Source organism: Micromonospora sp. NPDC047730 (genome assembly GCF_043204765.1).
GTDB lineage: Bacteria > Actinomycetota > Actinomycetes > Mycobacteriales > Micromonosporaceae > Micromonospora.
In genome coordinates, this window is record NZ_JBIDCU010000006.1 from 1 (window position 1) to 23,357 (window position 23,357).

The 23,357-nt window shown below is 74.6% G+C and carries 14 protein-coding genes; 2 read left to right on the forward strand and 12 right to left on the reverse strand.

Annotated elements, in window-relative coordinates:
• The 8 genes from ACGF5G_RS16150 to ACGF5G_RS16185 form a co-directional block, all read right to left on the reverse strand.
• The coding region (locus ACGF5G_RS16150; RefSeq protein WP_393263342.1) for an amino acid adenylation domain-containing protein at positions 1-5,173 on the reverse strand (5,173 nt) is incomplete at its 3' end.
• Positions 5,170-10,170, reverse strand: a complete 5,001-nt coding sequence (locus ACGF5G_RS16155; RefSeq protein WP_393263344.1) for an amino acid adenylation domain-containing protein — start codon at positions 10,168-10,170, stop codon at positions 5,170-5,172. The genes ACGF5G_RS16150 and ACGF5G_RS16155, both read right to left, overlap by 4 nt.
• A gap of 50 nt (positions 10,171-10,220) precedes the next feature.
• Positions 10,221-10,427, reverse strand: coding sequence for an MbtH family NRPS accessory protein (locus tag ACGF5G_RS16160; RefSeq protein ID WP_357694956.1), 207 nt, complete (start codon positions 10,425-10,427; stop codon positions 10,221-10,223).
• Between the two features lie 17 nt (positions 10,428-10,444).
• Positions 10,445-11,458, reverse strand: coding sequence for a 2,3-diaminopropionate biosynthesis protein SbnB (sbnB, locus tag ACGF5G_RS16165; RefSeq protein ID WP_393263346.1), 1,014 nt, complete (start codon positions 11,456-11,458; stop codon positions 10,445-10,447).
• The gene (gene sbnA / locus ACGF5G_RS16170) at positions 11,452-12,420 is read right to left on the reverse strand and encodes a 2,3-diaminopropionate biosynthesis protein SbnA (protein WP_357695176.1); all 969 of its coding nucleotides are present in this window, start codon (positions 12,418-12,420) and stop codon (positions 11,452-11,454) included. Before sbnA ends, sbnB begins: the two co-directional genes overlap by 7 nt.
• 287 nt (positions 12,421-12,707) lie before the next feature.
• Positions 12,708-14,063: a condensation domain-containing protein gene (locus ACGF5G_RS16175; protein WP_393263348.1), complete on the reverse strand. Its 1,356-nt coding sequence runs from the start codon at positions 14,061-14,063 to the stop codon at positions 12,708-12,710.
• Positions 14,060-14,314 (reverse strand): acyl carrier protein, encoded by a 255-nt coding sequence (locus ACGF5G_RS16180; RefSeq protein WP_393263350.1) that lies wholly within the window; start codon positions 14,312-14,314, stop codon positions 14,060-14,062. The genes ACGF5G_RS16175 and ACGF5G_RS16180 overlap by 4 nt, the downstream gene beginning before the upstream one ends.
• A gap of 41 nt (positions 14,315-14,355) precedes the next feature.
• Complete coding sequence (locus ACGF5G_RS16185) at positions 14,356-15,303, reverse strand: beta-ketoacyl-ACP synthase III (protein WP_393263352.1); 948 nt, start codon at positions 15,301-15,303, stop codon at positions 14,356-14,358.
• A 189-nt stretch (positions 15,304-15,492) separates the two neighbouring features.
• Between ACGF5G_RS16185 and ACGF5G_RS16190 the strand changes: the two genes are divergently transcribed.
• On the forward strand, positions 15,493-16,380 hold the full coding sequence (locus tag ACGF5G_RS16190) for an SDR family NAD(P)-dependent oxidoreductase (RefSeq protein ID WP_393263353.1): 888 nt from the start codon (positions 15,493-15,495) through the stop codon (positions 16,378-16,380).
• Here the strand turns inward: ACGF5G_RS16190 and fabG are convergent.
• From fabG to ACGF5G_RS16210, 4 genes are all read right to left on the reverse strand, one after another.
• Positions 16,352-17,098: a 3-oxoacyl-[acyl-carrier-protein] reductase gene (gene fabG, locus ACGF5G_RS16195; protein WP_393263355.1), complete on the reverse strand. Its 747-nt coding sequence runs from the start codon at positions 17,096-17,098 to the stop codon at positions 16,352-16,354. The two genes, ACGF5G_RS16190 and fabG, sit on opposite strands and share 29 nt — an antisense overlap.
• Positions 17,095-17,559: a 3-hydroxyacyl-ACP dehydratase FabZ family protein gene (locus tag ACGF5G_RS16200; RefSeq protein ID WP_393263357.1), complete on the reverse strand. Its 465-nt coding sequence runs from the start codon at positions 17,557-17,559 to the stop codon at positions 17,095-17,097. Before ACGF5G_RS16200 ends, fabG begins: the two co-directional genes overlap by 4 nt.
• The gene (locus tag ACGF5G_RS16205) at positions 17,559-17,927 is read right to left on the reverse strand and encodes a hypothetical protein (protein WP_357694972.1); all 369 of its coding nucleotides are present in this window, start codon (positions 17,925-17,927) and stop codon (positions 17,559-17,561) included. The genes ACGF5G_RS16200 and ACGF5G_RS16205 overlap by 1 nt, the downstream gene beginning before the upstream one ends.
• 98 nt (positions 17,928-18,025) lie before the next feature.
• Positions 18,026-19,870, reverse strand: a complete 1,845-nt coding sequence (locus ACGF5G_RS16210; protein WP_393263359.1) for a BTAD domain-containing putative transcriptional regulator — start codon at positions 19,868-19,870, stop codon at positions 18,026-18,028.
• Positions 19,871-20,183: 313 nt separating this feature from the next.
• On the opposite strand from ACGF5G_RS16210, the gene ACGF5G_RS16215 reads away from it, so the two are divergent.
• Positions 20,184-23,351 (forward strand): type 2 lanthipeptide synthetase LanM family protein, encoded by a 3,168-nt coding sequence (locus tag ACGF5G_RS16215; protein WP_393263361.1) that lies wholly within the window; start codon positions 20,184-20,186, stop codon positions 23,349-23,351.
• Positions 23,352-23,357: the final 6 nt, after the last annotated feature.

A 23,357-nucleotide genomic window follows, 5' to 3' on the forward strand; every position in this document is an offset into this window, starting at 1 on the left:
CATGGTTCGCCAACCCCCGATGCGTGACCTGCACACCCTTCGGCCGACCCGTCGACCCCGACGTGAAGATCACATACGCCAGATCGTCCAGATCCACCGTCGGCGGCTCCGACGGCGGCAGCTCCCCGACCGGCGGGACCTGCTCCACGGCCAGCACCTCGACGCCGGCCGTGAACCGGTCGGCGTACCGCGCCGACGTCAGCACCCGGACCGCACCCGCGTCGGCCAGCATCGCCTCCACCCGGCCGGCCGGATAGGACGGGTCCACCGGCACGTACGCCGCCCCCACCTTCCACACCGCCAACATCGCCGCGACCAGATCCGGCCCCCGATCCAGCAGCACCCCCACCACCGCACCACGACCGACACCCGACGACCCCAACCACGCCGCCAACCCCGCCGCCCGCGCATCCAACTCCGCAAACCCGACACCGTTGACCGCCTCGGCCGACGGCACCCGAACCACCTGCTCCTCGAACCACCCCAACACCGAACCCGACACCGGCTCCACCGAGTCCACGTCGTCGGCCAGCACCACCGGCACCTCGTCCGCCGACAGACACACCACCCGCGCGTCCCCGTCCGGATCCGCGACCATCGCCTCCAACACCGCCCGGAACATGCCACCGAGGCGGCGCAGGGCGTCCTGGCCGACGTGCCGGCGGCTGGCCTGGAGGGTGAGGAAGCCGAGCCGGCTGAACACGCCGAGCGGGAACTCGGTGGGGCTGTCGTCGATCGACTCGGCGTAGTCGATGTCGGCAGCGTCGATCTGGTGGAAGTCGTGGTAGCTGAACCGCACGTCGAGCATGCGGGCGTCCTCGCCGATCTCCCGTTGCAGGGTCGACAGCGGGTAGCGCCGGTGCGGCCACAGCTCCAGCTCGGCCTCGAAGGTCCGCCGGATCAGCTCCGCCCAGGTGGCGGCCGATCCGTCGTAGCCGACCGGCACGGTGTTGAGGTGCATGCCGTACACCCGGTCGGCGCCGGCCACCTCGGGCCGGATGTTGCAGACCAGGCCGGTGTAGAACCGCCCGGCGGCGCTGAGCTGGCTCATCACCTTCAGGTGTGCGGCCAGCATCACCGACTTGAACGGCACGCCGAGGCGCCGGGCCAGGCCGCGCAGCGCGGGTTCGAGGTCCTGCACCGGCACCCAGCGCTCGTGCTTGGCCCCCTCCGGTGCGTCCGGGTCGCCCCAGCCGGTGGGCAGCTCGTGCCGGGTCCGGCCAGCCAGCGCGCGGCGCCAGAACTCGCGGTCCGCGTCGCCGGTCACCGACCGCCGCTCGGCGGCGACCGCGTCGGCGAAGCGCACCGAGGGGGTCGGTCGCGGCGGCACCGGCTCACCGGCGCGGATCCGCCGGTAGTCGCGGACCAGCTCCATGATCAGCGAGTGGTAGCTCCACCCGTCCAGGATCGGGTGGCACTCGGTGAGGGTCAGCCACCAGCTGCCGTCCGGGCAGGTCCGGGCGTGCAGCCGCAGCAGCGACGGGTGGTCCAGGTCGAACAGTCGGGTCCGCTCGACGGCAATGAAGTCGTGCAGTTCCCGTTCCAGCTCGGCCCGGTCGGTGGCGAGGCTGCGGTCGTGGGTGACGGCCAGCTCGGCGGTGGCGTGCACCAGCTGCATCGGCACGGAGTAGCCGGTCAGGTCGAACGAGGTCCGCAGCACCTCGTGCCGCCGCACCAGCAGCGCCGCGGCGGCGCGCAGCGCGTCCAGGGAGAACTCCCCCTCGTCACGCACCCGATAGCTGGTCACGTTGTGGTAGTGGTTCTGCTCGGTGTCGGCCAGCAGCTCGACGAGCATGCCGAGCTGTCCCTGGGTGCACGGGTAGGCGTCCACCACGCCGGCAGGCAGCGCGGCGCGGTCGGCGTCGCCGACCAGCGCGAACGGCGTGACCGTCGGCTCCGGCTCGGCGGCGGGCCGCGCGGTGAGCAGTTCGGCCAACTCGGCGACGGTACGCCGCTCGAAGATGTCCCGGACCTCCACGTCGAAGTGCGCGTCGCGCAGCGCGCCGGCCAGCGCCACGGCGCGGATGGAGTCGCCGCCGAGGTCGAAGAAGCCGTCCTGCACGCCGACCCGGTCCAGCCCGAGCGTGGCGGTCCAGATGTCGGCGAGCTGCTGCTCCACGGTGGTGCGCGGGGCCACGTACGGCCGCTCGACGGCGGCCACCGACCGGTCCGGGGCGGGCAGCGCGGCCCGGTCGAGCTTGCCGTTGTTGGTCAGCGGGATCCGGGTCAGCGGCACGAACGCCGCTGGGATCATGTACTCGGGCAGCGTCCGGCCCAGCGCCGCGCGCAGCTGCGACGGGCGCAGCAGCATCGGGTCGTCGCCGGCCACCAGGTACGCCGTCAACCGCCGGTCGCCCGGGTTGTCTTCCCGCAGCACCACCACCGCGTCCCGAACGCCGGGCAGGGCGGTCAGCGCGGCCTCGATCTCGCCCAGCTCGACCCGGTAGCCGCGGATCTTGACCTGGTGGTCGATGCGGCCGATGAACTCCAGTCGCCCGTCGGCGTGCCGCCGGGCCAGGTCGCCGCTGCGGTACAGCCGCGACCCGGGCGGCCCCCACGGGTCCGGCACGAACCGCTGCGCGGTCAGCTCGGGGCGGCCGAGGTAGCCCCGGGCCACCCCCGGGCCGCCCACGTGGATCTCGCCGGGCACGCCGACCGGCACCGGCCGGCCGTCGGCGTCGAGCAGGTGGACCGTCAGGTCCGACAGCGGCGCGCCGATCGGGTTGGCCGAGCCGCCGACCTCGTCGGCGGTGACCCGGTGGTACGTGGTGTGCACGGTGGTCTCGGTGATCCCGTACATGTTGATCAGTCGCGGCGCGTCCAGGCCGCGGCGGGCCACCCAGGGCGTCAGCTCGGCGAACTCCAGCTTCTCGCCGCCGAAGGTGACCACCCGCAGGGCGAGCCGGTCCACCCGGGGGTCACCGTCGGCGGCCAGGCGAACCAGGGCGCGGAACGCCGAGGGCGTCTGGCTGAGCACCGTGACCCGATGCGCGACCAGCTGGTCGAGCAGCTCCTGCGGCGAGCGGATCACCGCGCGGGGCACCACCAGGAGCCGGCCGCCGTGCAGCAGGCAGCCCCAGATCTCCCAGACCGAGACGTCGAAGGCGTACGAGTGCAGCAGCGCCCACACGTCGTGCGGACCGAACCGGTAGTCGTCGGCGGTGACGGTGAGCAGGCGCAGCACCTGCCGGTGGGCCACCGCGACCCCCTTGGGGCGGCCGGTGGAGCCCGAGGTGTAGATGACGTAGCAGAGGTTGTCCACGTCCGCGGCCACGGCAGGGTCGGTGGCGGGCTGGGCGGCCAGCTCGGCGGCGAAGCCGGGGTCGTCCAGCAGCACCACGGTCCCGGCGAAGCCGGCGAACCGGTCCCGCTGGGCAGTGCTGGTCAGCACGATCTCCGCGCCCGCGTCGGCGATCATGAAGTCGAGCCGGTCGGCCGGCGAGGCCGGGTCGAGCGGCAGGTACGCCGCGCCTGACTTGAGCACGCCGAGCAGGGCCGGCACCAGGTCGGGCCCGTGGTCCAGGTGGACCCCGACCAGCCGCTCCGGGCCGGCGCCGTGGGCGCGCAGCCAGTGGGCGAGCCGGTTGGCGGCGGCGTTCAGCTCGGCGTAGCTGAGGGTGGTGTCGGCGACGGTGAGCGCCGCCGCGTCCGGGTGGGCCGCCGCGGCCGCCTCGAACCGGCCGTGCACGGTGCCGGTGACGGGGTCGTTCGTGGCCGGGCCCCGGGTGACCAGCGCCAGCTCGGCGTCGCCGAGGATGGCCAGTTCGGAGAGACGGGCCAGCGGGTCGGTCGCCACGTGGTCGAGCAGCCGGACCAGGTGGTCGGCGGCCCGCTCGACGGTGGCGCGGTCGAACAGGGCGGTGGCGTACTCGAAGCGGCCGCGCAGCCGGCCGTCGGCGCCCTCCAGCACGTGCAGGGTGAGGTCCACCTTGGACGAGCGCAGCGGCAGCTCGACCGGCTCCACGGCCAGGTCGCCGGGCCAGCGGGTCGCCGGCGGCTCGGACTGGAGGGTGAAGGCGACCTGGTAGAGCGGGGTGCGGGAAAGGTCCCGCTCGGGTTCCAGCTCGTCGACCAGGAGCGCGAACGGGGCGTCGGCGTGGTCGAAGGCGTCCAGCACGGTGGCCCGGTTCAGCTCCAGCAGGCCGGCGAACGACAGGTCGCCGCTCCACCGGCCGCGCAGGACCAGGTTGTCGATGCCGTAACCGACCAGGTTGCGCAGTTCCGAGCGGGTCCGCGCCGACGACACCGTGCCCACGGCCAGGTCGGTCCGGCCGGTGTAGCGCGACAGCAGCGCCTGGAAGGCGCTGAGCAGGGTGACGAAGACGGTGGTGCCGGTGTCGCGGGCGAGGCCGCGCAGCGCGGCGGAGAGGTCGGCGGTCAGCGCGAACGGCACCGAGGAGCCGCGCCAGTCCCGGCTCTTCGGCCGGGTCCGGTCGGCCGGCAGTTCCACCGGGGTCAGCCCGGCGAGCTGGTCCCGCCAGTAGTCGATCGACCGGGCCACCCGCTCGTCACGCAGCCGGCCGCGTTGCCAGGCGGCGAAGTCGGCGAACTGCACGGCGGGCTCCGGCAGCCGGGGCTCGGCGCCGGCGTGGAAGGCGGCGTACAGTTCGGCCAGTTCGCCGGTGAGCACCGCCACGGAGGGCGCGTCGCAGGCGATGTGGTGCAGCACCAGGGCGAGGACGTGCTCGTCGGTGTCCAGCCGGACCAGCACGGCCCGGACCGGCCAGTCCCGCGCCAGGTCGAAGCCGGTGGCCGCGGTCTCGGCCAGCAGCGTGGCGGCGGCGGCCTCGCGGTCGGCGGCGGGCCGGTCGGTCAGGTCCACCACCGGCAGGTCGCGCGGGGCGGGCGGGTCGATCACCTGCACCGGCTGGGTGCCGGCGAGGGCGTAGCGGGTGCGCAGGATCTCGTGCCGGGCGACCAGGGCGTCGAGGGCGCGGCCCAGCGCGGCCCCGTCGAGTCGGCCGCGCAGCCGCAGCGCCGAGGAGACCAGGAACTCCCCGCTGGTGGGGTCCATCCGGTTGAGGAACCACATCTGCTGCTGGCCGTGGGACAGCGGCAGGTCCCCCGACCGGTCGGCGGTCGGGATCCGGTCCCGGCGACCCGTACGACGGCCGGCCAGCCGGCGCTGGACGAGTTCTTCACGCAGGTTCGGCTCGTTGGCGGTGCTGGTCATGCCGGGTACTCCTCGGATCGCGACAGGTCGTGGGTCAGGTCGGCGTCGCCCAGCGCGTCGACCTCGGCCCGGATCAGGTCTTCGATGGCGATCGCCTGGGCGTGCACCGTGGGGTGCTCGAACACCAGGCGGATCGGCAGGTCGAGATCGAACTCCTCCTGGAGGGCGGCGATCAGCCGGGCGGCGAGCACCGAGTGCCCGCCGAGGAGGAAGAAGTTGTGGTTGGCGCCGATCCGCGCGTCCAGCATCTCCGCCCAGATCGCGGCGATCCGCTTCTCGGCCACGGTCTGCGGGGCGACGAACTCGGTGGCGTCGGCGGTGCCGTCGGCGAGCGCCGCGTCGAGCCGGCCGCGCAGGGCGTCCCGGTCGACCTTGCCGTTGGCGTTGAGCGGGATCCGCTCCAGCGGCACGAACAGGCTGGGCACCATGAAGTCGGGCAGTTGCCGGGCGCAGTGCGCGGGCAGGTCGGTGGCCTCGCCGCAGTAGAAGGCGACCAGCCGGTCCTGGTGGGCGAGGACCACGCAGTCGCGTACGCCCGGGTGCTGGGCGACGACGGCGCTGACCTCGCCGGGCTCGATCCGGTAGCCGCGGACCTTGACCTGGTCGTCCACCCGGCCGACGAAGGCCATCGTGCCGTCGGGCAGCCAGCGGCCCAGGTCGCCGCTGCGGTAGAGCCGGGAGCCCGGCGGGCCGAACGGGTCGGGGACGAAGCGGTCGGCGGTCAGTTCCGGCCGGCCGGCGTAGCCGGTGGCCAGGCACGCCCCGCCGATGTACAGCTCGCCGACCGCGCCGACCGGCAGCAGCCGCATCGCGTCGTCCAGGATCCGCACCACGGTGTTCGCCATCGGCCGGCCGATCGGCACGATCTCGCTGGTCTGCGGCTCCACGACCGGGTACGCCGACATGATCACGGTGGTCTCGGTGGGGCCGTACGTGTTGATCAGGCCGGCCGGGCCGAGCAGGTCCCGCCACCGGTTCGCCACCGCCCGGCGCAGCACCCCGCCCGCCACCCAGAGCTGGCCGGCCAGCCGCTGCGCCTGCGCGGCGTCGACCTGCGTGGCGAGCAGTTCCAGGTGCGGAGGCGTCATGATGAACCGGTCGTACGGCCCGGCGGCCAGCAGCAGCGCGCCGAGCCCGGTGAGGTCGAACTCCGGCGGGAGCAGCGTCACCGGCTGCCCGGCCACCAGCGGCCCCCAGAGGTTGGAGATCGACAGGTCGAAGGCGATTGTGGAGAACAGCGGCGCCCCGCCCCCGGCCGGGCGGCCGCCCCGGTCGCCGAGCGCCTCGGTCTCCGTGGCGCAGGCCAGGAAGTTCGTCACCGCGGCGTGGGAGAGCAGCACGCCCTTGGGCCGGCCGGTCGACCCGGAGGTGAACAGCACGTACGCTGGCTGCGCCGGGTCGAGGTCGCGGGGCGGCGCGGTGGTCGGTTCGGCGCTGACCATCAGCCGGTGGGTGTCCACCTGGAGGCTGGGCACCACGAACCGGTCGGCGTACCGCGAGGCGGTGACGGCGAGACCGGCGCCGGCCGTGTCGAGCATGTAGCCGATCCGCTCCGCCGGGTACGAGGGGTCGAGCGGGACGCAGGCGGCGCCCGCCTTCCAGCATCCGAGGATCGCGGCGACCAGGTCCGGCCCCCGGTCCAGCAGCACGGCGACGGCCGCGCCCGGCGTGACGCCCGTCCGACGCAGGTGGTTGGCGAACTGGTTGGCCCGGCCGTCCAGGTCGGCGTAGCTGGTGCTCGCCCCGGCGTGCCGCAGCGCCACGGCCTGCGGGTTCGCCGTGCGGCGTGCCTCGAACAGGTCGGCCACGGTGGTGGCCGGGCGGGGCACGGTCGGCCCGTTCCACCCGTGCAGCAGCCGGTGCCGCTCCTCGGCCGAGAACGGGTCAAGCTCGTCGAGGCGGGCGTCCGGCCGGTCGGCGGCGGCACGCAGCAGCCGGACGAAGTGGTCGGCCAGGCGCCGCGCGGTGGACTCGTCGAACAGGGCGGTGGCGTACTCCACGGCTCCGGCGAGCGAGCCGTCCGGTTGCGGCCAGAGGTGCACGGTCAGGTCGGTCTTGGCCACGGTGGACGCCTGCCGCAGCGCGTCGACCGCGTGCGGGTCGTCGGCCACCCGGCCGGTGATCCCGCCCTCCTGGTAGTTCAGCATCGCCTGGTAGAGCGGGGTGCGGGCGAGGTCCCGCTCGCCGACCAGCTCGTCCACCACGCGGTCGAAGGGCAGGTCCTGGTGGGCCAGGGCGGCGGCGGCCCGGGCGCGTACCTCCCGGACCGCCTGCGCGAAGGTGGACGCCGGGTCCAGCGGGCAGCGCAGCACCACCGGGTTGAGGAAGATGCCGGCGGTCTGGGCGACCTCGGGCGGCCGGTGCCCGGAGGTGGGCGTGCCGACCGGCACGTCCCACTGCCCGGTGTAGCGGGCGAGGAGGGCGGCGAAGCCGGTCAGCAGGGTGGCGAACGGGGTGGCCCCGCAGTGCCGGCCCAGCTCGGTCAGGGCGCCGGCGACGTCCGCCGGTACGGTGAAGCCGAGCATCGCGCCCTGCGCGTCCCGCTCGGTCGGGCGTGGCCGGTCCAGCGGCAGCGTCAGCTCGGGCAGCCCGGCCAGCGCCTCCCGCCAGTACGCCAGCTCCCGCCCGACGACCTCGTCGGTGAGCTGCCGGTGTTGCCAGACCGCGTAGTCGGCGTACTGCACAGACAGCTCCGGCAGGTCCGCCGGGCGTCCCTCGGCGGCGGCGCGGCACAGTTCGCGCAGGTCCCGTTCGAGGACGAGGGCGGTGCCGGCGTCGGAGGCGATGTGGTGCACGGCCAGCACCAGCAGGTGGTCCCGGCCGGCGGCGGTGGCCAGCCCGGCCCGCCACAGTGGTCCGGTGCCCAGGTCGAAGCCCCGGCCGAGCTGCGCGGCGACCAGCTCGGGGAGCCCGCCGTGGCTGACGTCGCGCACCTGGAGGGCGACCTCCCCCGGCGGCACGACCTGCTGCCGGGCCACGCCGTCGACGACCAGGTAGCGGGTGCGCAGCGGCTCGTGCCGCGCCTCGAGCGCGCGCAGGGCCGCCCGGACGTGGTCGGGATGGACGGTGGCGGGCAGCCGCACGTGGAGGGGGACGACCCACTCCTTGCTGCCCGGGTCGAGCTGATCGAGCATCCAGAGCCGGTGCTGGGCGGCCGAGAGCGGCAGGGGCCGGTCGCGTCCCACCGGGAGCACGGGCGCGGCGGCGGGCCTGGCCGTCTCCACCAGCCGAGCCTGCGTGGCCACGGTGGTCGCGGCGAGCAGGTCGCGCAGCGCCACCGTGCCGCCGGCGGCCTCGCTGAGCCGGCTCTCCAGCCGCAGCGTCACCAGCGAGGAGCCGCCGAGCTGGTAGAAGTCGTCGTCGAGGCCCACCTCGTCGACGCCGAGCAGCTCGCTCCAGACGGCGGCGACGGTGCGTTCGGCGGCGGTGCGCGGCGGGCGTACCGCCGGCCGGTCGAGGGGGTCGATCGCCGGCAGCGCGGACCGGTCGATCTTGCCGCTGGCGGTGAGCGGAAACTCCGCCACGGGCTGGAACACGGCGGGCACCAGTGCCTCGGGCAGCCGGCCGACGCAGTGGGCCCGCAGCTCCGCCGGGGTGAGCTGCCGCCGGCCGGCGACGTACGCGGCGAGCTGCCGCCGGCCGGCCGGGTCGGTGTGCCCCACCACCACCGCCGCCCGGACGTCCGGGTGGGCGGCGAGCACCGCCTCCACCTCGGCCGGTTCGATCCGGACGCCGTTGACCTTGAGCTGGTGGTCGACCCGCCCGACGAACTCCAGGGTCCGGTCGCCGCGCCAGCGCACCTGGTCACCGGTGCGGTAGAGGCGGGCGCCCGGCGGCCCGTACTCGTCCGGCACGAACCGCTCGGCGGTCAGGTCCGGCCGGTTGAGGTAGCCCCGGCCGAGGTTGGCCCCGCCGACGTAGAGTTCGCCGACCACGCCCACCGGCACGGGCCGCCGGTCGGCGTCGAGCACCTGGACGCGGACGTTGGGCAGCGGGCGCCCGATCGGCACCGGCCCGGTCGGCTGCCCCGGGTCGACCGGGTGGGCGGTCACGTCGATGGCGCACTCGGTGGGGCCGTAGGTGTTCCACACCCGCACCTCGGGGGTGACGGCCAACCGCCGGCACAGTTCGGCGTGCAACGGTTCGCCGGCCGAGAAGACCAGCCGCAGGCTGGTGCACCCGGCCCAGCCGGGCTGGTCGACCAGCAGCCCGAACACCGACGGCACGCCCTGCAGGACGGTGATCCGGTGCCGGGCGACGGCGGCGACGAGGGCGGCCGGGTCGCGGTGCGCCCCGTCCGGGGCCAGTACCACGGTGCCGCCACTGGCCAGCGGGGCGAAGAACTCCCAGCCCGCCGCGTCGAAGCTGACCGAGGTCTTCTGCAGCACCCGGTCGGCGGGGCCGAGGCCGTGTTCCCGGATCGTCCAGGTCACCCGGTTGCCGATGCCGCCGTGGGTGATCAGCACCCCCTTGGGGCGGCCGGTGGACCCGGAGGTGTAGATGGCGTACGCGACGGCATCCGGGTCGGGTGCCGGTACCGGCGCGGTGGCGGGGACGGCGGCGATCCGGGCCCGGTCGGTGTCCACGCAGACCACCCGGCCGGGCGCCGCCTCGTCGCGCAGGGCGGCCCGGGTGAGCAGCACGTCGGCGCCGCTGTCGGCGAGGATCCACCGCCGCCGTTCGGCCGGGTGGGCCGGGTCCAGCGGCAGGTACGCGGCGCCGGCGCGCCACACCCCCAGCAGCGCGACCACCAGGTCGACGCCGCGGTCCAGGTTGACCGCGACCAGCGACTCCGGACCCACGCCCAGCCCGGCCAGGTACCGCCCGAGCTGGTTGGCCCGCCGGTCCAGCCCGGCGTAGTCCAGCCGCTCGGTGTCGTCGCGTACCGCGGTCGCGGCGGGTGTCAGCGCGGCCTGCCGGGCGATCAGCTCGGACAGGGTGCCGGCCCCCAGGGCGGCGGCTGCGGCTGCGGGCGCCGCGGGCGGAACGATGCTCATGGTGCTCCTCCTCGGGGGGACCGGGCGCGGGCGTCGGGTCGGGCCGTGGGTCAGGCCGTGGCCTGGGACTCCATGCGCTGGCGCAGGCTCAGCGGCCGCATGTCGGTCCAGATCTCGCCGATCCGGGCCAGGCACTCGTCGCGGCTGCCCTCGGTGCCCTCGGCCCGCCAGCCGGCGGGCAGCTCCCGGTCGGTCCACCAGACCGAGTACTGCTCCTCGTCGTTGAGCACCACCCGGTAGCTGCGGTCGTCGGTCATTGCTACTCCTTCGCGGATCAGGTGGACGCCACGGTGGCGTCCGCCACGGGTAGGAAGTCGTCGACGCGTACGCCCAGGCCTCGCCGGTGGGCGGTGGCGCGGACGTGCTCGGCCAGGACGAGGTCCAACACCCCCAGGCCGAACGGGGACACCACCACCGGCACGTCGTCGTCGGGCAGCCGCACCCGGCCGCCGGCGAGCTGGCCGATGGTGGCGGAGACGAAGTCCCGGCCGCCGGTGAGCTGCTCGGCCAGGTGCAGTGAGGTGCGCTCGCGGCAGACGTGGTCGGGGTCGTCGACCACGTTGCGCACCGTCAGCACCGCCTCGGGACGCAGGTCGCGCAGGGACAGGTGCAGCAGCACCGCGCCGGGCCGGCAGGCGTCCAGGTCGAGGTGGGGCTCGGTGGCGGTGGTGGCAATCGAGACCATCCGGTGCGCGGCCATCGCCTCCTCGGCGGTCGCGGCCGACGTCACCGGCACGCCGGGCAGCAGGGCGCGGGCGGCCTCGGCGAAGGCGGCGGCCCGGTGCGGGTCGGTGTCGAACAGCGTCAGCGCCGGGGGCGGGGCGACGGTGCCGGCCACGAACCGCAGCACCTGCTGGTTGATCAGGCCGCAGCCGATCAGCGCCAGGCCGTCCGGGCGGCGGCGCGCGGTGAGCAGGCCGGCCGCGAGTGCCGCGCTGGCCGCGGTGCGGCGGGCCGAGATGACCGAGCCTTCGACCAGGGCCACCGGGTGCCCGGTGCGCACCGAGTTCAGCACGATGGCGGCGCTGGCCCGCTCCAGGCCGTGCGCCAGGTTGCCGGGGAAGGAGGAGATCCACTTGATCCCGGCGGCGGGCGGTTCGGTGCCGAGGTACGCCGGCAGGCCGATGATCCGGTCCCGGGGCTGCTCGGGGAACCGCAGGAAGACCGAGTGCGGCAGGCTGCTGCGGCCCTGGTCGTGCAGCAGGTAGGCGTCCCGGACCAGGTCCACGACCCGGGCGTCGTCGCCGTCGAGGATGTCCCGGACCACGGCCTGGCCGATGATCAGCATGACTCGTCCTTCCACAGGTGGGTGATCTCGCCGAAGTGCCGGACGACCCATTGATCCGAATAGATCGTGTCGAGGTAGCGGTCGCCGTTGTCTGGCAGGATCAGCACGGACGTGGCGCCCGCGGGGATCTGCGCGATGCGCCGGCGCAGCGCGGCGACGGTGGCGCCGGACGAGCCGCCCGCGAGGATGGCCTCCCGGTTGAGCAGCAGCCGGCAGCCGACCACGCAGTCCAGGTCGGAGACGTGCACGATCTCGTCCGGTGCCGCGTCGGCGGCCAGCGGCGGCACGATCGAGGCGCCGTGCCCAGGGATCAGCCGGGATTCGGGCTCGCCGCCGAAGATGGCACTGCCCACCGCGTCCACCGCCACCACCCGGGTGGACAACCCGTGGTCGTGCAGGTAGCCGGCGCAGCCGACCAGTGTCCCGCAGGTGCCGGTGGAGCAGAACAGGTAGTCGACCCGCCCGTCGAGCGCGGCCACGATCTCGGCCATGGTCCGCCGCTGGGCGGCGGCGTTGAGCGGGTTGGCGTACTGGTCGGGGCGGTAGGCGTACGGGATCCGCTCGCACAGCTCACGGACCCGGCGGCGGCGGACCGGCAGGTACTCGCCGGTCACCGGGTCGGGGTGCTCGACCATCTCGATCTCCGCCCGGTACGCGGTCAGGATCGCCAGGTTCTGCCGGGTGGTCTTCGGGTCGACCACGCAGATGAACCGGATGCCGTAATACGCGCAGACCTGGGCCAGGCCGATGGCCAGGTTGCCCGAGCTGGACTCGACGACCACCGACCGGCCGGGCACCAGCTCCCCGGAGCTGATCTTGTCGCGCAGCATGTTGAGCGCGGTGCGGTCCTTGATGCTGCCGCCGGGGTTGAAGCGTTCGAGCTTCACGAAGACCCGGGAGGGAAACTCCGGAAACAACCGGACCAGTTGCACCAGCGGCGTGTTCCCGATCGTCGAGAGGATGCCCTCGCGCACCGTTCCTCCCTCCACAATGGACTGTCAACGCCGAGAAGGTCTCAGCCGCTGCTATATCGCTGCTATACCGGCGCCGTGCCCGGCCGGGCCTGCCGGCTGTCCGGGGGCCGTGCGCGCCGGCCGCTCCCCCGGCCCGTGGCGCACCGATCGGCCGCGGGCGGCGGGCCGACCGGGATCCGGCCCGGCGACGGGGGGTGCACCGGGCCGGATCCGGCCCTGCGCGGCGGGTCGCCGACCGGTCGTACCGGGCCGGCGCGGGGTGCCCACCGCGCTGGTTACTGGGTGCCGAGCGCCAGCAGGTCGGCCAGCTCCGCCTCGTCGACCATGGCCGCCCGGGACACCACCGTCTCCGGTGCCGTGCAGGCCACCCGCAGCATCTGGAGGAAGTGCCCGGCCAGCCGCTGCACGGTCGCCTCGTCGAACAGGTCGGTGTCGTACCCGAACTCCGCCTGGAGGCTGCCGTCCTGGTACTGGGTGAGGGTCACCGAGAGGTCGAACTGGCCCTCGTCGTACGGGATGTCCAGCAGCCGGATGCGGTGCCCGGCGAAGTGGTGCCGCTCGACGGTGAAGTCGTCGTCGTGTTGGTGCACCAGCAGCGTGACGGTCACCCGCACGGCCGGTTCCCGGTTGCGCCGGCCCGACTGGACCAGCGGGAACGGGTAGCCGGCGTGCGCCACGCCGTCGGCCAGCTGCCGGCTCGCGGCGGTGATCGCCTCGGCGAACGTGGTGCCGGAATGGAACGACGCCCGCAGCGCGATCGTGTTGACCAGCAACCCGACCACCCCCCGCAGCGCCCGGCCCCGGCGCAGCGAGGCCGGACACCCGACGGTGAACTCCCCGAGCCCGGTGTAGCGGTACATGGTGGCCTCGAACGCGGCGAGCACCACGCTGTACGGCGTCACCCTGGCCGCCGCCGCGGTCTCCCGCAGCCGTCCGGCGAGGTCGTCCGGGAACGCCCGGGTGAACGCGCCGCCACGGAAGGAGCGCACCGGCGGGCGGGGCCGGTCGGTCGGCAGGGTCGCCGCCGTGGCCCCGTCGCAGACGCTGTCCCAGTAGGCGCGCAGCCGTTCGCCGCGCTCGCCGGACAGCGCCGCCCGCTCCCGGGCCAGGAAGTCGTCGTAGCTGCCCGTGACGGGGGGCAGCTCCACCGGCCGCCCGGCCTGCAGTGCCCCGTACGCCTCGGCGAGCTCCTGCCAGACGATCCGCTGCGAGTGGAAGTCGGTGGCGATGTGGTGGATGACCACCACCAGCACACAGTCGGTACGCCGCCGCAGCAGCGCCGCCCGCAGCGGACCGTCCTGCTCCAGCCGCAGCGGCCGGTCGCCGAACTCCTGGCAGCGGCGCAGCAGGGCATCGTCGTCCAGGTCGGGCACGTCGTGCACCTCGACCTCGCAGCGGAGGTCGGGGTCCACGACCCGCACCGGTCCCTGGTCCGTCTGCACGAACCGGGACCGGAGCAGGTCGTGCCGCGGCTGCACCGCCGCCATCGCCCGGCGCACCAGGTCGGGGTCGAGGGCCGGTGCGACGTACAGGCCGTGCACCACGTTGCTGGCCGGGCTGTCCGGGGCCAGCCGGTAGACCAGCCACAGTGCCCGCTGCCCGACCGACAGCTCCCGGACGTCCTCGGTCACACCGAGGACCTGGCAGCGAGGACGAAGTCGGTGAGGTCCTGGACCTTGGTGAAGCTGCCGACCTCCTCGTCGGGGACCTCGATGTCGAAGTGGGCTTCCGCCGCGGCGAGCAGGTCGACGAGCTTGAGGCTGTCCAGGCCGAGGTCGACGAACGCGTCGTCGGGGTTGATCTCGCGGTCGACGTCCTCGGTCATCAGCTTGCGGGTGAGCTGCACGACGTCGAGGGACACCTGGTCGACGGTCATCGTCATGGTCGTGGTCCTTTCGGGGTTGGTGGTCCGGTTCGAGGTGGTCAGGGCATCCGGATGAGCTGGCCGGCGTAGGCGAGTCCCGCCCCGAAGCCGAGCAGCATCACGCGGTCGCCAGGCGTGGTCCGGCCGCTCTCGTGCAGCCGGCTCAGCGCGAGCGGCACCGACGCGGCCGAGGTGTTGCCGGTGTCGACGATGTCCCTGGCGACCTTCTCGTCCGGGATCTGGAGGATCTCGGCGAGCTGGTCGACGATGCGCAGGTTCGCCTGGTGCGGCACGAACCAGTCGATGTCCGACAGCTCGATGCCGGAGAGGGCGCACACCTTGCGGGCCACCCGCGGCACGTTCTTGGTGGACCAGCGGTAGACCAGCGGCCCGTCCATCTTGGCGAACTCCCGGCCGTTGGCGTCCCACTTCGTGCCGAGGATGTCCGCCCGTCGGCCGTCGCTGCCCCACACCGTGGGGCCGATGCCCTCGGTCTCCGCGGCGGAGACCACCGCCGCGCCCGCGCCGTCGCCGAAGATGACGTACGTGGCCGGGTCCTCCCGGTCGATGAACCGGCTGAGCTGCTCGGCCCCGACGACCAGCACGTTGCGGGCGCTGCCCACCCGGATCTCGTTCGCCGCGATCCCGATCGAGTAGGCGAAGCCGGCGCAGGCGGCGTTCAGGTCGAACGCGCCGGTGGCGGTGATGCCGATGCGGCTGGCCACCTCTGGCGCCCCGCCCGGGATGCGGTCCTTCTTCGTCGCCGAGGCGAGGATGACCAGGTCCACGTCGGCCGGGTCGACGTTCGCCATGGCCAGCGCCTTCCCGCCGGCCTCGGCGGCCATCATCGTCACGGTCTCCTCCGGCCCGGACCGGTAGCGCGACCGGATGCCGGTACGTTCCTCGATCCACGCCGGCGTCACGCCGGTCTCCTCGGCGATCTCCTCGTTGGTGATCAACCTGCTCGGCCGGTACGCCCCGAGCCCGGTGATTGCCGCGCCAGTCATCCGCGCCATCGCTCCCTCCGCACAATGCCGGTCGGCGTCCTGGTGGCACCGTCCGGAGGGAGTGTTCGACGGCGCTCTCATAACTTCTCTACATCGCGCCCGGTATGGAAAAGAGATAGCCCGGCCCGAGACCGTGCGGGCCGAAGTGTGTCGCCGCAGGCGGGCACGCCGACTCGCGAGGGAGCGCGCATGAAGGATTTCCGAGGCAAGGTCGCGGTCATCACCGGAGCCGGTTCGGGCATCGGTCGGGCACTGGCGGTCGAGCTGGCCGCCCAGGGCGCCCGGCTGGCGCTGTCCGACGCGGTGGAGGACGGCCTGGAAAAGACGGCGGCCAGGTGCGCCGAGCGGGGCGCCGAGGTACGCACCTACCGGCTGGACGTGGCCGACCGGGCGGCGGTGCAGGCCCACGCCAAGGCGGTCCGCGCCGACTTCGGCGGCGCCGACCTGGTGGTCAACAACGCCGGGGTGACCCTGCTGGCCTCGATCACCGAGGCCAGGTGGGACGACATGCGCTGGGTGCTGGACGTCGACTTCTGGGGCGTGGTGCACGGCACCCGGGCGTTCCTGCCGCTGCTCGTCGCCTCCCGCGGCCACCTGGTGAACGTCTCCAGCATGTACGGGCTGACCGCGGCGCCGGCGCAGACCGCGTACAACGCGGCCAAGTTCGCCGTGCGCGGGTTCACCGAGGCGGTGCTCCAGGAGATGCGGGTAGGCGAGGTGCCGGTGGCGGTCAGCTGCGTCTACCCGGGCAAGGTGCGTACCGACATCTTCAGCAACGCGCGGACCGGCCGGGGACTGGGCTACGGCGGGATCCAGGAGCGGTTCGCCCGGGAGGCGACGACGTCGGCCGAGCAGGCCGCCCGGATCATCCTGCGCGGGGTCCGGCGCAACCGGGTGAAGATCATCGTCGGGGCGGACGCCCGCCGGGTCGACCTGTTCTCCCGGCTGCTCGGCACGGTCTACCCGCGCCTCACCGCACGCCGGGCCCACGCACAGGCGAGCCGGGTCCGCCTGGAGGCCATGCGGACCCGGCTCGCCGCGCAGCGGGTCAGAAGGTCAGACCACCGTCAACCGTGACGACCTGGCCGGTCAGGTAGGAGGCCCGCTCCGACAGCAGGAACGTCACCACCGGGGCGATCTCCTCCACCTGGCCGAGCCGGCCGAGCGCGGCCCGCTTCTGGATGCCCTCGGTCAGCCAGGTGGGCAGGTTGCTGAGCATGTCGGTCTCGATGAACCCGGGCGCCACGGTGTTGACCCTGATCCCGTACGGCCCGACCTCCTTGGCCAGCGCCTTGGTGAAGCCGATGATGCCGGCCTTGGACGCCGAGTAGTTGGTCTGGCCGGGGCTGCCGGTGATGCCGGCCACCGAGGAGACCGTGACGATCGAGCCGCTGCGGCGCCGCATCATCCGCCGGATCGCCGCCCGGCACACGTGGTAGACGCCGCCGAGGTTGACGTCGATCACCGACCGCCAGTCGTCGTCGGCCATCATCGCCACCGGCCGGTCGCGGATGATCCCGGCGACGGTCACCACCGCGTCCACCTCACCCAGCTCCCGCTCCACACCGGAGACGAAGTCGCGTACCTGCTGCGGGTCGGCGACGTCCACCTGGCGGGCCAGCACCCGGGCGCCGGCCTCGCCGACCTCCGCGACCACCTTCTCGGCTGCCTGCTGGCTGCTCTGGTAGCAGAAGGCCACGTCGTACCCGTCCGCGGCGAGCTGCCGGACCACGGCCCGGCCGATCCCCCGGGACCCGCCGCTGACCAGGGCGACCGGTCGTCGGATTTCACTCATGTCGACTCCTTGACGTCGGATGCCCCGGCCAGGGCGGCGGGGCGGAGCGAGGCCGCCGGGCGCACCGCGCCGACCAGGCGACCGACCTGCATGACCACCTCGGACCCGACCACGCTCTCGCCCCGGACGAAGCCGGTGTCGGCGATCAGCCGGATCAGGTCCACCCGGTGCTCGACCGTCTCGCCCGGCAGCACCGGCCGGCCGAAACGGATCCCCTCGAAGGCCCCCGCGACCGGCACCCCGTCGGCCAGCACGTCGGGCATCGGCCGGTCGTGCCGGATCAGCAGCAGCGCGGCCTGCCCCCACGACTCCAGCAGCAGCACGGCGGGCAGCGGCCGGGTGCCGGTGACGGTGAGGCTGCCCACCAGCCGGCGCCGGGGCACCAGCTCGCTGACCCGGTCGACCAGGAGCATCGGCGGGCGGTGCGGGATGAGCCGCCGGATGTCGTCGCTGTCCAGCATCAGTCGTCTCCGTCCTGGTAGCGCAGCACGACCTCGGCGGCCGGGACACCGGACACGGTGACCGTGCCACGGCGCAGCCCGCCGTCGTACCGGACGGCGACGACCAGCTCGTCGTCCAGGTCGACGGTGTGGAGGAACCGGCAGGACACCAGCTCGGCGAGGACCGCTGCCGGCGTCGCCGCGAGCACCGTGCGGTGCACGTACTCGACGATGTGGACGCCCGGCAGCAGGGGGAATCCGGGGTAGTGCCCGGCGAAGACCGGGTCGTCCCGGTCGGGCCGGACCCGGGCGACGATCTCGTCGGCGGTGGCGTGGGTCAGGTCGATCCGCGCGGTGGTCGCGCACTCGGGCGGGATCAGGGTGGTCACCTGCTGACCGTGCCGGTGCCGGCTATATCTTCTCCATACCGCCGACCGGTGCGCGTCGCCGTGCCGGCCGCCGGGCGCGCGGAGCCGGTGCCGAGGGCTCAGGCGGGCACACGGACGCGCGGCCCCGCGGACGCCGGTGGACCACCGGCCATCATCCGGCGGTCCACCGGGTCGGCCTTCTCCCGGGCGAAGACCCGCACCAGGTCGTGGAAGCGGTGCCGCTGCCGCCGCCCGCCGTCCGAGCCGGCGATCTCCAGCAGCCGGGCGTCGACCAGGTTCTCGGCCACCTCCTCCCCGACCCAGCGCGGCACGCCGAGCACCCGGGCGGCGACCCAGATCGGGAAGTCGGCCGTCTCCAGCAGCGCCAGCCGGCGCAGCGCGACCTGGCTCTCGGCCGCGAGTCCCTGGTAGCTGCCCTCGATGCGGGCCCGGACGTCCAGCGTCCCCAGCCGCAGCTCGTCCAGGCGGAACCGTTCGTCGGCCAGCCGCTGCGCGAGGTACCGCAGGGACCAGTGCGGCCGGGCGATGAGCCGGGCCGCGGCCACCCGGATGCCGATCGAGAGCCGGCCGCACAACTGCACGATCCGGTGGGCGGCCGCGGGTTCGGCGGCCACCCGTTGCGGGCCGACGATCGTGGCGAACAGGTCCAGCGCCTGCGCCGGGTCGAGGATGCCCACCTCGAGGCGGGTGACGCCGGGCAGCTCGGAGAGGCGCCCGCGGCAGGTCAGGATCACCCGGCACGACGGGTCGCCGGGCAGCAGCGGGCGGACCTGCGCGTAGTCGGCGGCGTTGTCGAGGACCACCAGCATCCGGCGGCCGGCCAGCTGGCTGCGGTAGAGGCGTTCGCGTTCGTCGAGCCGCCTCGGGATCGCCTGCTCGGTGTTGCCCAGGCTGCGCAGGAACCAGCCCAGCACGTCACTCGGGTCGGTGGCGTTGCCCCGGGTGCCGCCCAGGTCGGCGTAGAGCTGCCCGTCCGGGAAGTCGCCCCGGCACAGGTGCGCGGCCCGCAGCGCCAGCGCCGTCTTGCCGACGCCGGCCATCCCGGTCAGCAGGGCCCGCGGAGGCGCGGCCGACGACGACTCGGCCAGCAGCCCGGTCAGCTCCCGCAGCTCCTGGCCCCGGCCGCAGAAGTCCTGCGCGCCGGGTGGCAGCATCGCCGGACGTACGTCCCGCCAGCCCGGCTCGGCCCGCGGTGCCACCTCGGCGACGGGCGGAGCGGACCCGGCGAGCACCGCCCGGTACGCCTCGACCAGCGCGGGGCCCGGGTCGACCCCCAGCTCGTCGGCGAGCACCCGCCGACCCTCGTGGTAGACGGCCAGCGCGTCGGCCTGGCGGTCGCACCGCAACAGAGCGGTCATCAGCTGGCTGCGCAACCGCTCGTGCAGCGGCTGACCGGCGACCAGGTCGGTCAGCTCCAGCACCAGCTCGGCCTGCCGGCCCAGCATCAGGTCGGCCTCGATCCGGTGCTCCAGGGCCGCCGTCCGCAGCTCGCTCATCCGATGCGCCTCGGCCTCGACCAGGTGGTCGGTGACGTTGGCGAGCGTCGTACCGCGCCACAACGCCAGGGCCTCGTGCAGCCACTGCGCGGCCTCCTCGTGCCGGCCGCCGCGCAGCGCGTCCCGGCCCAGCCCGGCCAGCCGCTCGAACTCTTCGATGTCGAGCCGGCTGCCCCCGGTCCGGATGACGTACCCGGACCACTGCCGGACGATCTCCACCCCGTCGCCGAGGTACCTGCGCAGCCGGGAGACGTAGTTGTAGAGCTGGGCGGCGAAGGTCGCCGGCGGGTGCTCGCCCCAGAGCAGCTGGCAGAGCTGGGCGTCGGACACCGTCCGCCCCCTGGCGAGCAACAGCGCGGCCAGGACGGTGCGCTGCTTGGCGCCGTCCAGCGGGACCTCGCTGCCGTCGCGCCAGGCGCTCACCGGCCCCAGTACGCGAAACTCCACGGTCGCTCCGATCGAGGTCAGGCCGATTGACAGGTCGGAGACTCACCAACATCGCGTGCCGACGCATCTGTGCGGTACACCCAAATTCCGCCGCCCGGCCCGCCGGCGGCCGCCCGCCGTGTCGCCGCGCCACCGACACCCGGCACCGCTGCACCCGTCTCCGGCCGGGCACACCGGCGATCGGCCTCGGCGAGCCGGCCGCGCAGGCCGCGGCCGGGGTTGCCCCGTCCCGGCCGGCGACCAGCGGGGACGGCGAGAATTTGGGTGGATCCCACGCATGAGTTCGCCGCCGACCCTTGGCACCCTCTATCCGGTGAACACCACGACGGCCGACGGCCCGCACAGCCTCGCCCCGACCGAGCCGGACCTGCTCGGTCCGGGCTGGTGGGCGCGCGGCCTAGCCCTGCACGAGCGGGTGGCCGCGGGCTGCGGCACCGACCCGGTCGGCGGCGCCCGGCTCGACCACGCCCGGCAGCGGCTGGACCGGTGGCGCGCCGAGCACGGTCCCGCGCTGGACGTCCGGCTGGGCGAACTGGCCGTCGACGAGAACCGGCTGCTCGCGCTGCTGGCCGAGGAGGACGCGCAGATCGCCGCGCGGCTCGACCCGCCGTCCTGGGTGGCGCCGGTCGAGTCCGCGGTACGCGCCGCCGCGCCGCTCCCCCCGTCGGCGCCGGTCCCGACGGACTGGCGGGCGGCGTTCGCCCTGCCGTTGCGCCCGCTGGTCGACCACGCGACGGCCCGCTTCTGCCGGGACGCCGGCCGGGTGGTGACCGACGCCCAGGTCGACCTGCCCGCGCTGGCCACCGCGCTGGGCGCCACCCTGGACCGGCAACTGGGCGGCCTGGCCGCCCGCACCCTCGTCGCGGAGCTACACCGCCAGCGGGCCGCCGGTCGGCTGACCGGCACCGACGGCCGCGCCCGGTTCGCCGACTTCGTCCGCCGGCTGAGCGCCCCGGCCGGGCTGGCCGCGCTGTTCGCCGACCATCCGGTCCTGGCGCGGCTGCTCGGGCAGGCCGCCACCCAGGCCGCCGATGCCATGCTGGAGCTGGTGACCCGGTACGCCGCCGACCGGGCCCCTCTGGTGGACGCCCTGCTCGACGGCGCCGACCCCGGTCCGCTGGTGGCGGTCGAGGACAAGCAGGGCGACGCGCACCGCGGCGGGCGGACCACGACCATCGTCCGGTTCGCCGACGGCAGGCGGCTGGTCTACAAGCCCCGCGACCTGAGCCCGGACGTCCGGCTGCGGGCCTTCGTGGACTGGCTGAACCGGGTGGTGCCCACCGTCGGTCTCCGCGGGGTGGCCTGCCTGGCCCGCGCCGAGCACGGCTGGACCGAGTTCGTGGCCGCGGCCCCGCTCACCGACCCGGACGGCGCGCACCGGTTCTACCGGCGGCAGGGCGCGCTGCTGGCGCTCGCCCACGCGCTGAACACCACCGACCTGCACTACGAGAACCTGATCGCCAGTGCGGAGGATCCCGTGCTGGTCGACGCCGAGACCCTGTTCCGTCCGCTCTGGGGGCCGCCGGTCGACAGCGGCGACCCGGCGGCCGACCTGCTCGTCGCCTCGGTGCACCGGACCGCGCTGCTGCCGCTGATCGTCGTCGGCGAACAGGGCATCATGGACCTCTCCGGCTCCGGCGGTGACCCGGGACGGCCGAGTCCGGCCAGCCGGGTCGACTGGGCGGACCCGGGCACCGACAGGATGCGCCTGGTCCGCCGCGCGGTCGCCTTCGACGGTGCGCTGAACCAGCCCCGGCTCGGTGACCGGGTGGTCGACCCGGAGGACCACGAGGCGGCCATACTGGAGGGCTTCCGGCTCGGCTACGACGCGATCGAGGCGCACCGCGAGGAGTTCGGCGGGCTGGTCGAGGCGTCGTCGGCGATGACGGTGCGGCTCGTCGTCCGCCCCACCTGGACCTACCGGACGCTGCTCGACGAGGCCACCCACCCGGACCTGCTCCGCGACGGCCTGGAGCGGGACCGGTTCCTCGGGCTGCTCCATGACCGGACCCAGGCCCCCGGCGACCCGGTGTTCGCGCGCCACGACATCGTCGCGCTGTGGCGCGGCGACGTCCCCTACTTCCATGCCCGGGCCGACAGCCATCACCTGATGGCCGACGGCGAGCCGACCGCGGTGCCGCTGCGCCGTAGCGGTGTCGAGGCGGCGCTGGACCGGATCGCCGGGCTCGGCGAGGCCGACCGGCAGGACCAGGAGTGGGTCATCGCGGCCAGCCTGGCCACCCGCCGGCCGGTGGCCGGGCACCGGGACGGCGCCTCGATGCCGGGGCCGTTGCACGGCACGGCGGCCCCGCCCGAACGGCTGGTCGCGGCGGCGTGCGCGATCGCCGACCAGCTCGTGGCCCGGGGTGTACCCGGCCGGGAGCGGGTGAACTGGCTCGGCCTGGAACTGGTCGACGACCGGCAGTGGCTGCTGCTGCCGATGGGAGCCGGGCTGGCCAACGGGTACCTCGGGGTCGCGCTCTTCCTCGGCCAGCTCGCCCGGATCAGCGGCGTGGCCCGCTACGGCGAGGTGGCCCGCCGGGCGGTCGCCGCGGCGCCCCGGCTGCTCGACCTGCTCTCGGGCCGGCCGGAGCTGATCACGGCGATCGGCTGCGGCGGCCTGCACGGTCTCGGCGGGCTGGCCTACGGGCTGGCCCGGCTGACCAACCTGCTCGACGACCCGGAGATCGGCCGATGGGCGGGCACGGCGGTCGAGCTGGCCGAGGTGGCTGTCGCGGGCCCGGCCGGTGACGACTGGGCGACCGGCCGGGCCGGCTGCCTGGCCGCGATGTCCTCGATCCACGCCGAGCTGGGCCTCGACCGGGCGGCGGCGCTGGCCGGGATCTGCGCCGAGCGGCTGGCCGATGCGGTGGGCGGGTCCGCCGGCCCGCCGGGCTTCGCCGACGGCTCGGCCGGGATCGCGTACGCCCTACGCCGGTTCGCCGGCACCAGCGGCGGATCCGCCCGGCACGCGGACGCCGGCCGCCGGGCGCTGCGGCAGGCCGAGGGCGCCCCGACCAGTTCGGCAGGGTGGTGCGGCGGCACCGCCGGCCTGGCGCTCGCACTCGCCGGATGCGAGCGGTCGCCCGGCGGGGACGACACCGCGGACCCGGAGGGCCCGGCCCGCCTCGTCCGGCAGCTCGCCGACCGGCCCCCCGCCCAGGACCTGAGCCTGTGCCACGGCGAGTCGGGAATCGCCGAGGCCCTGACCGTCCTGGCCGCCGGGCCTGCCGGGCCGCCGGCGACCGCCGCGCTGCGCCGGCGGGCCACGTTGATCCTGGACACGTTGCAGTGGCACACCCGTTACTGCGGGACGCCCGGTGGTGTGCTCACCCCCGGCCTGCTGACCGGGCTCGCCGGTATCGGGTACGGCCTGCTGCGCTTCGGCCTGGCCGAGCGGGTGCCGTCCGTGCTGCTCCTGGAACCGACCCCACGGCTGGCCGGAACCGGCTGGCCGTCGTCCACCAACCCTTTCATCTGAGGAGAA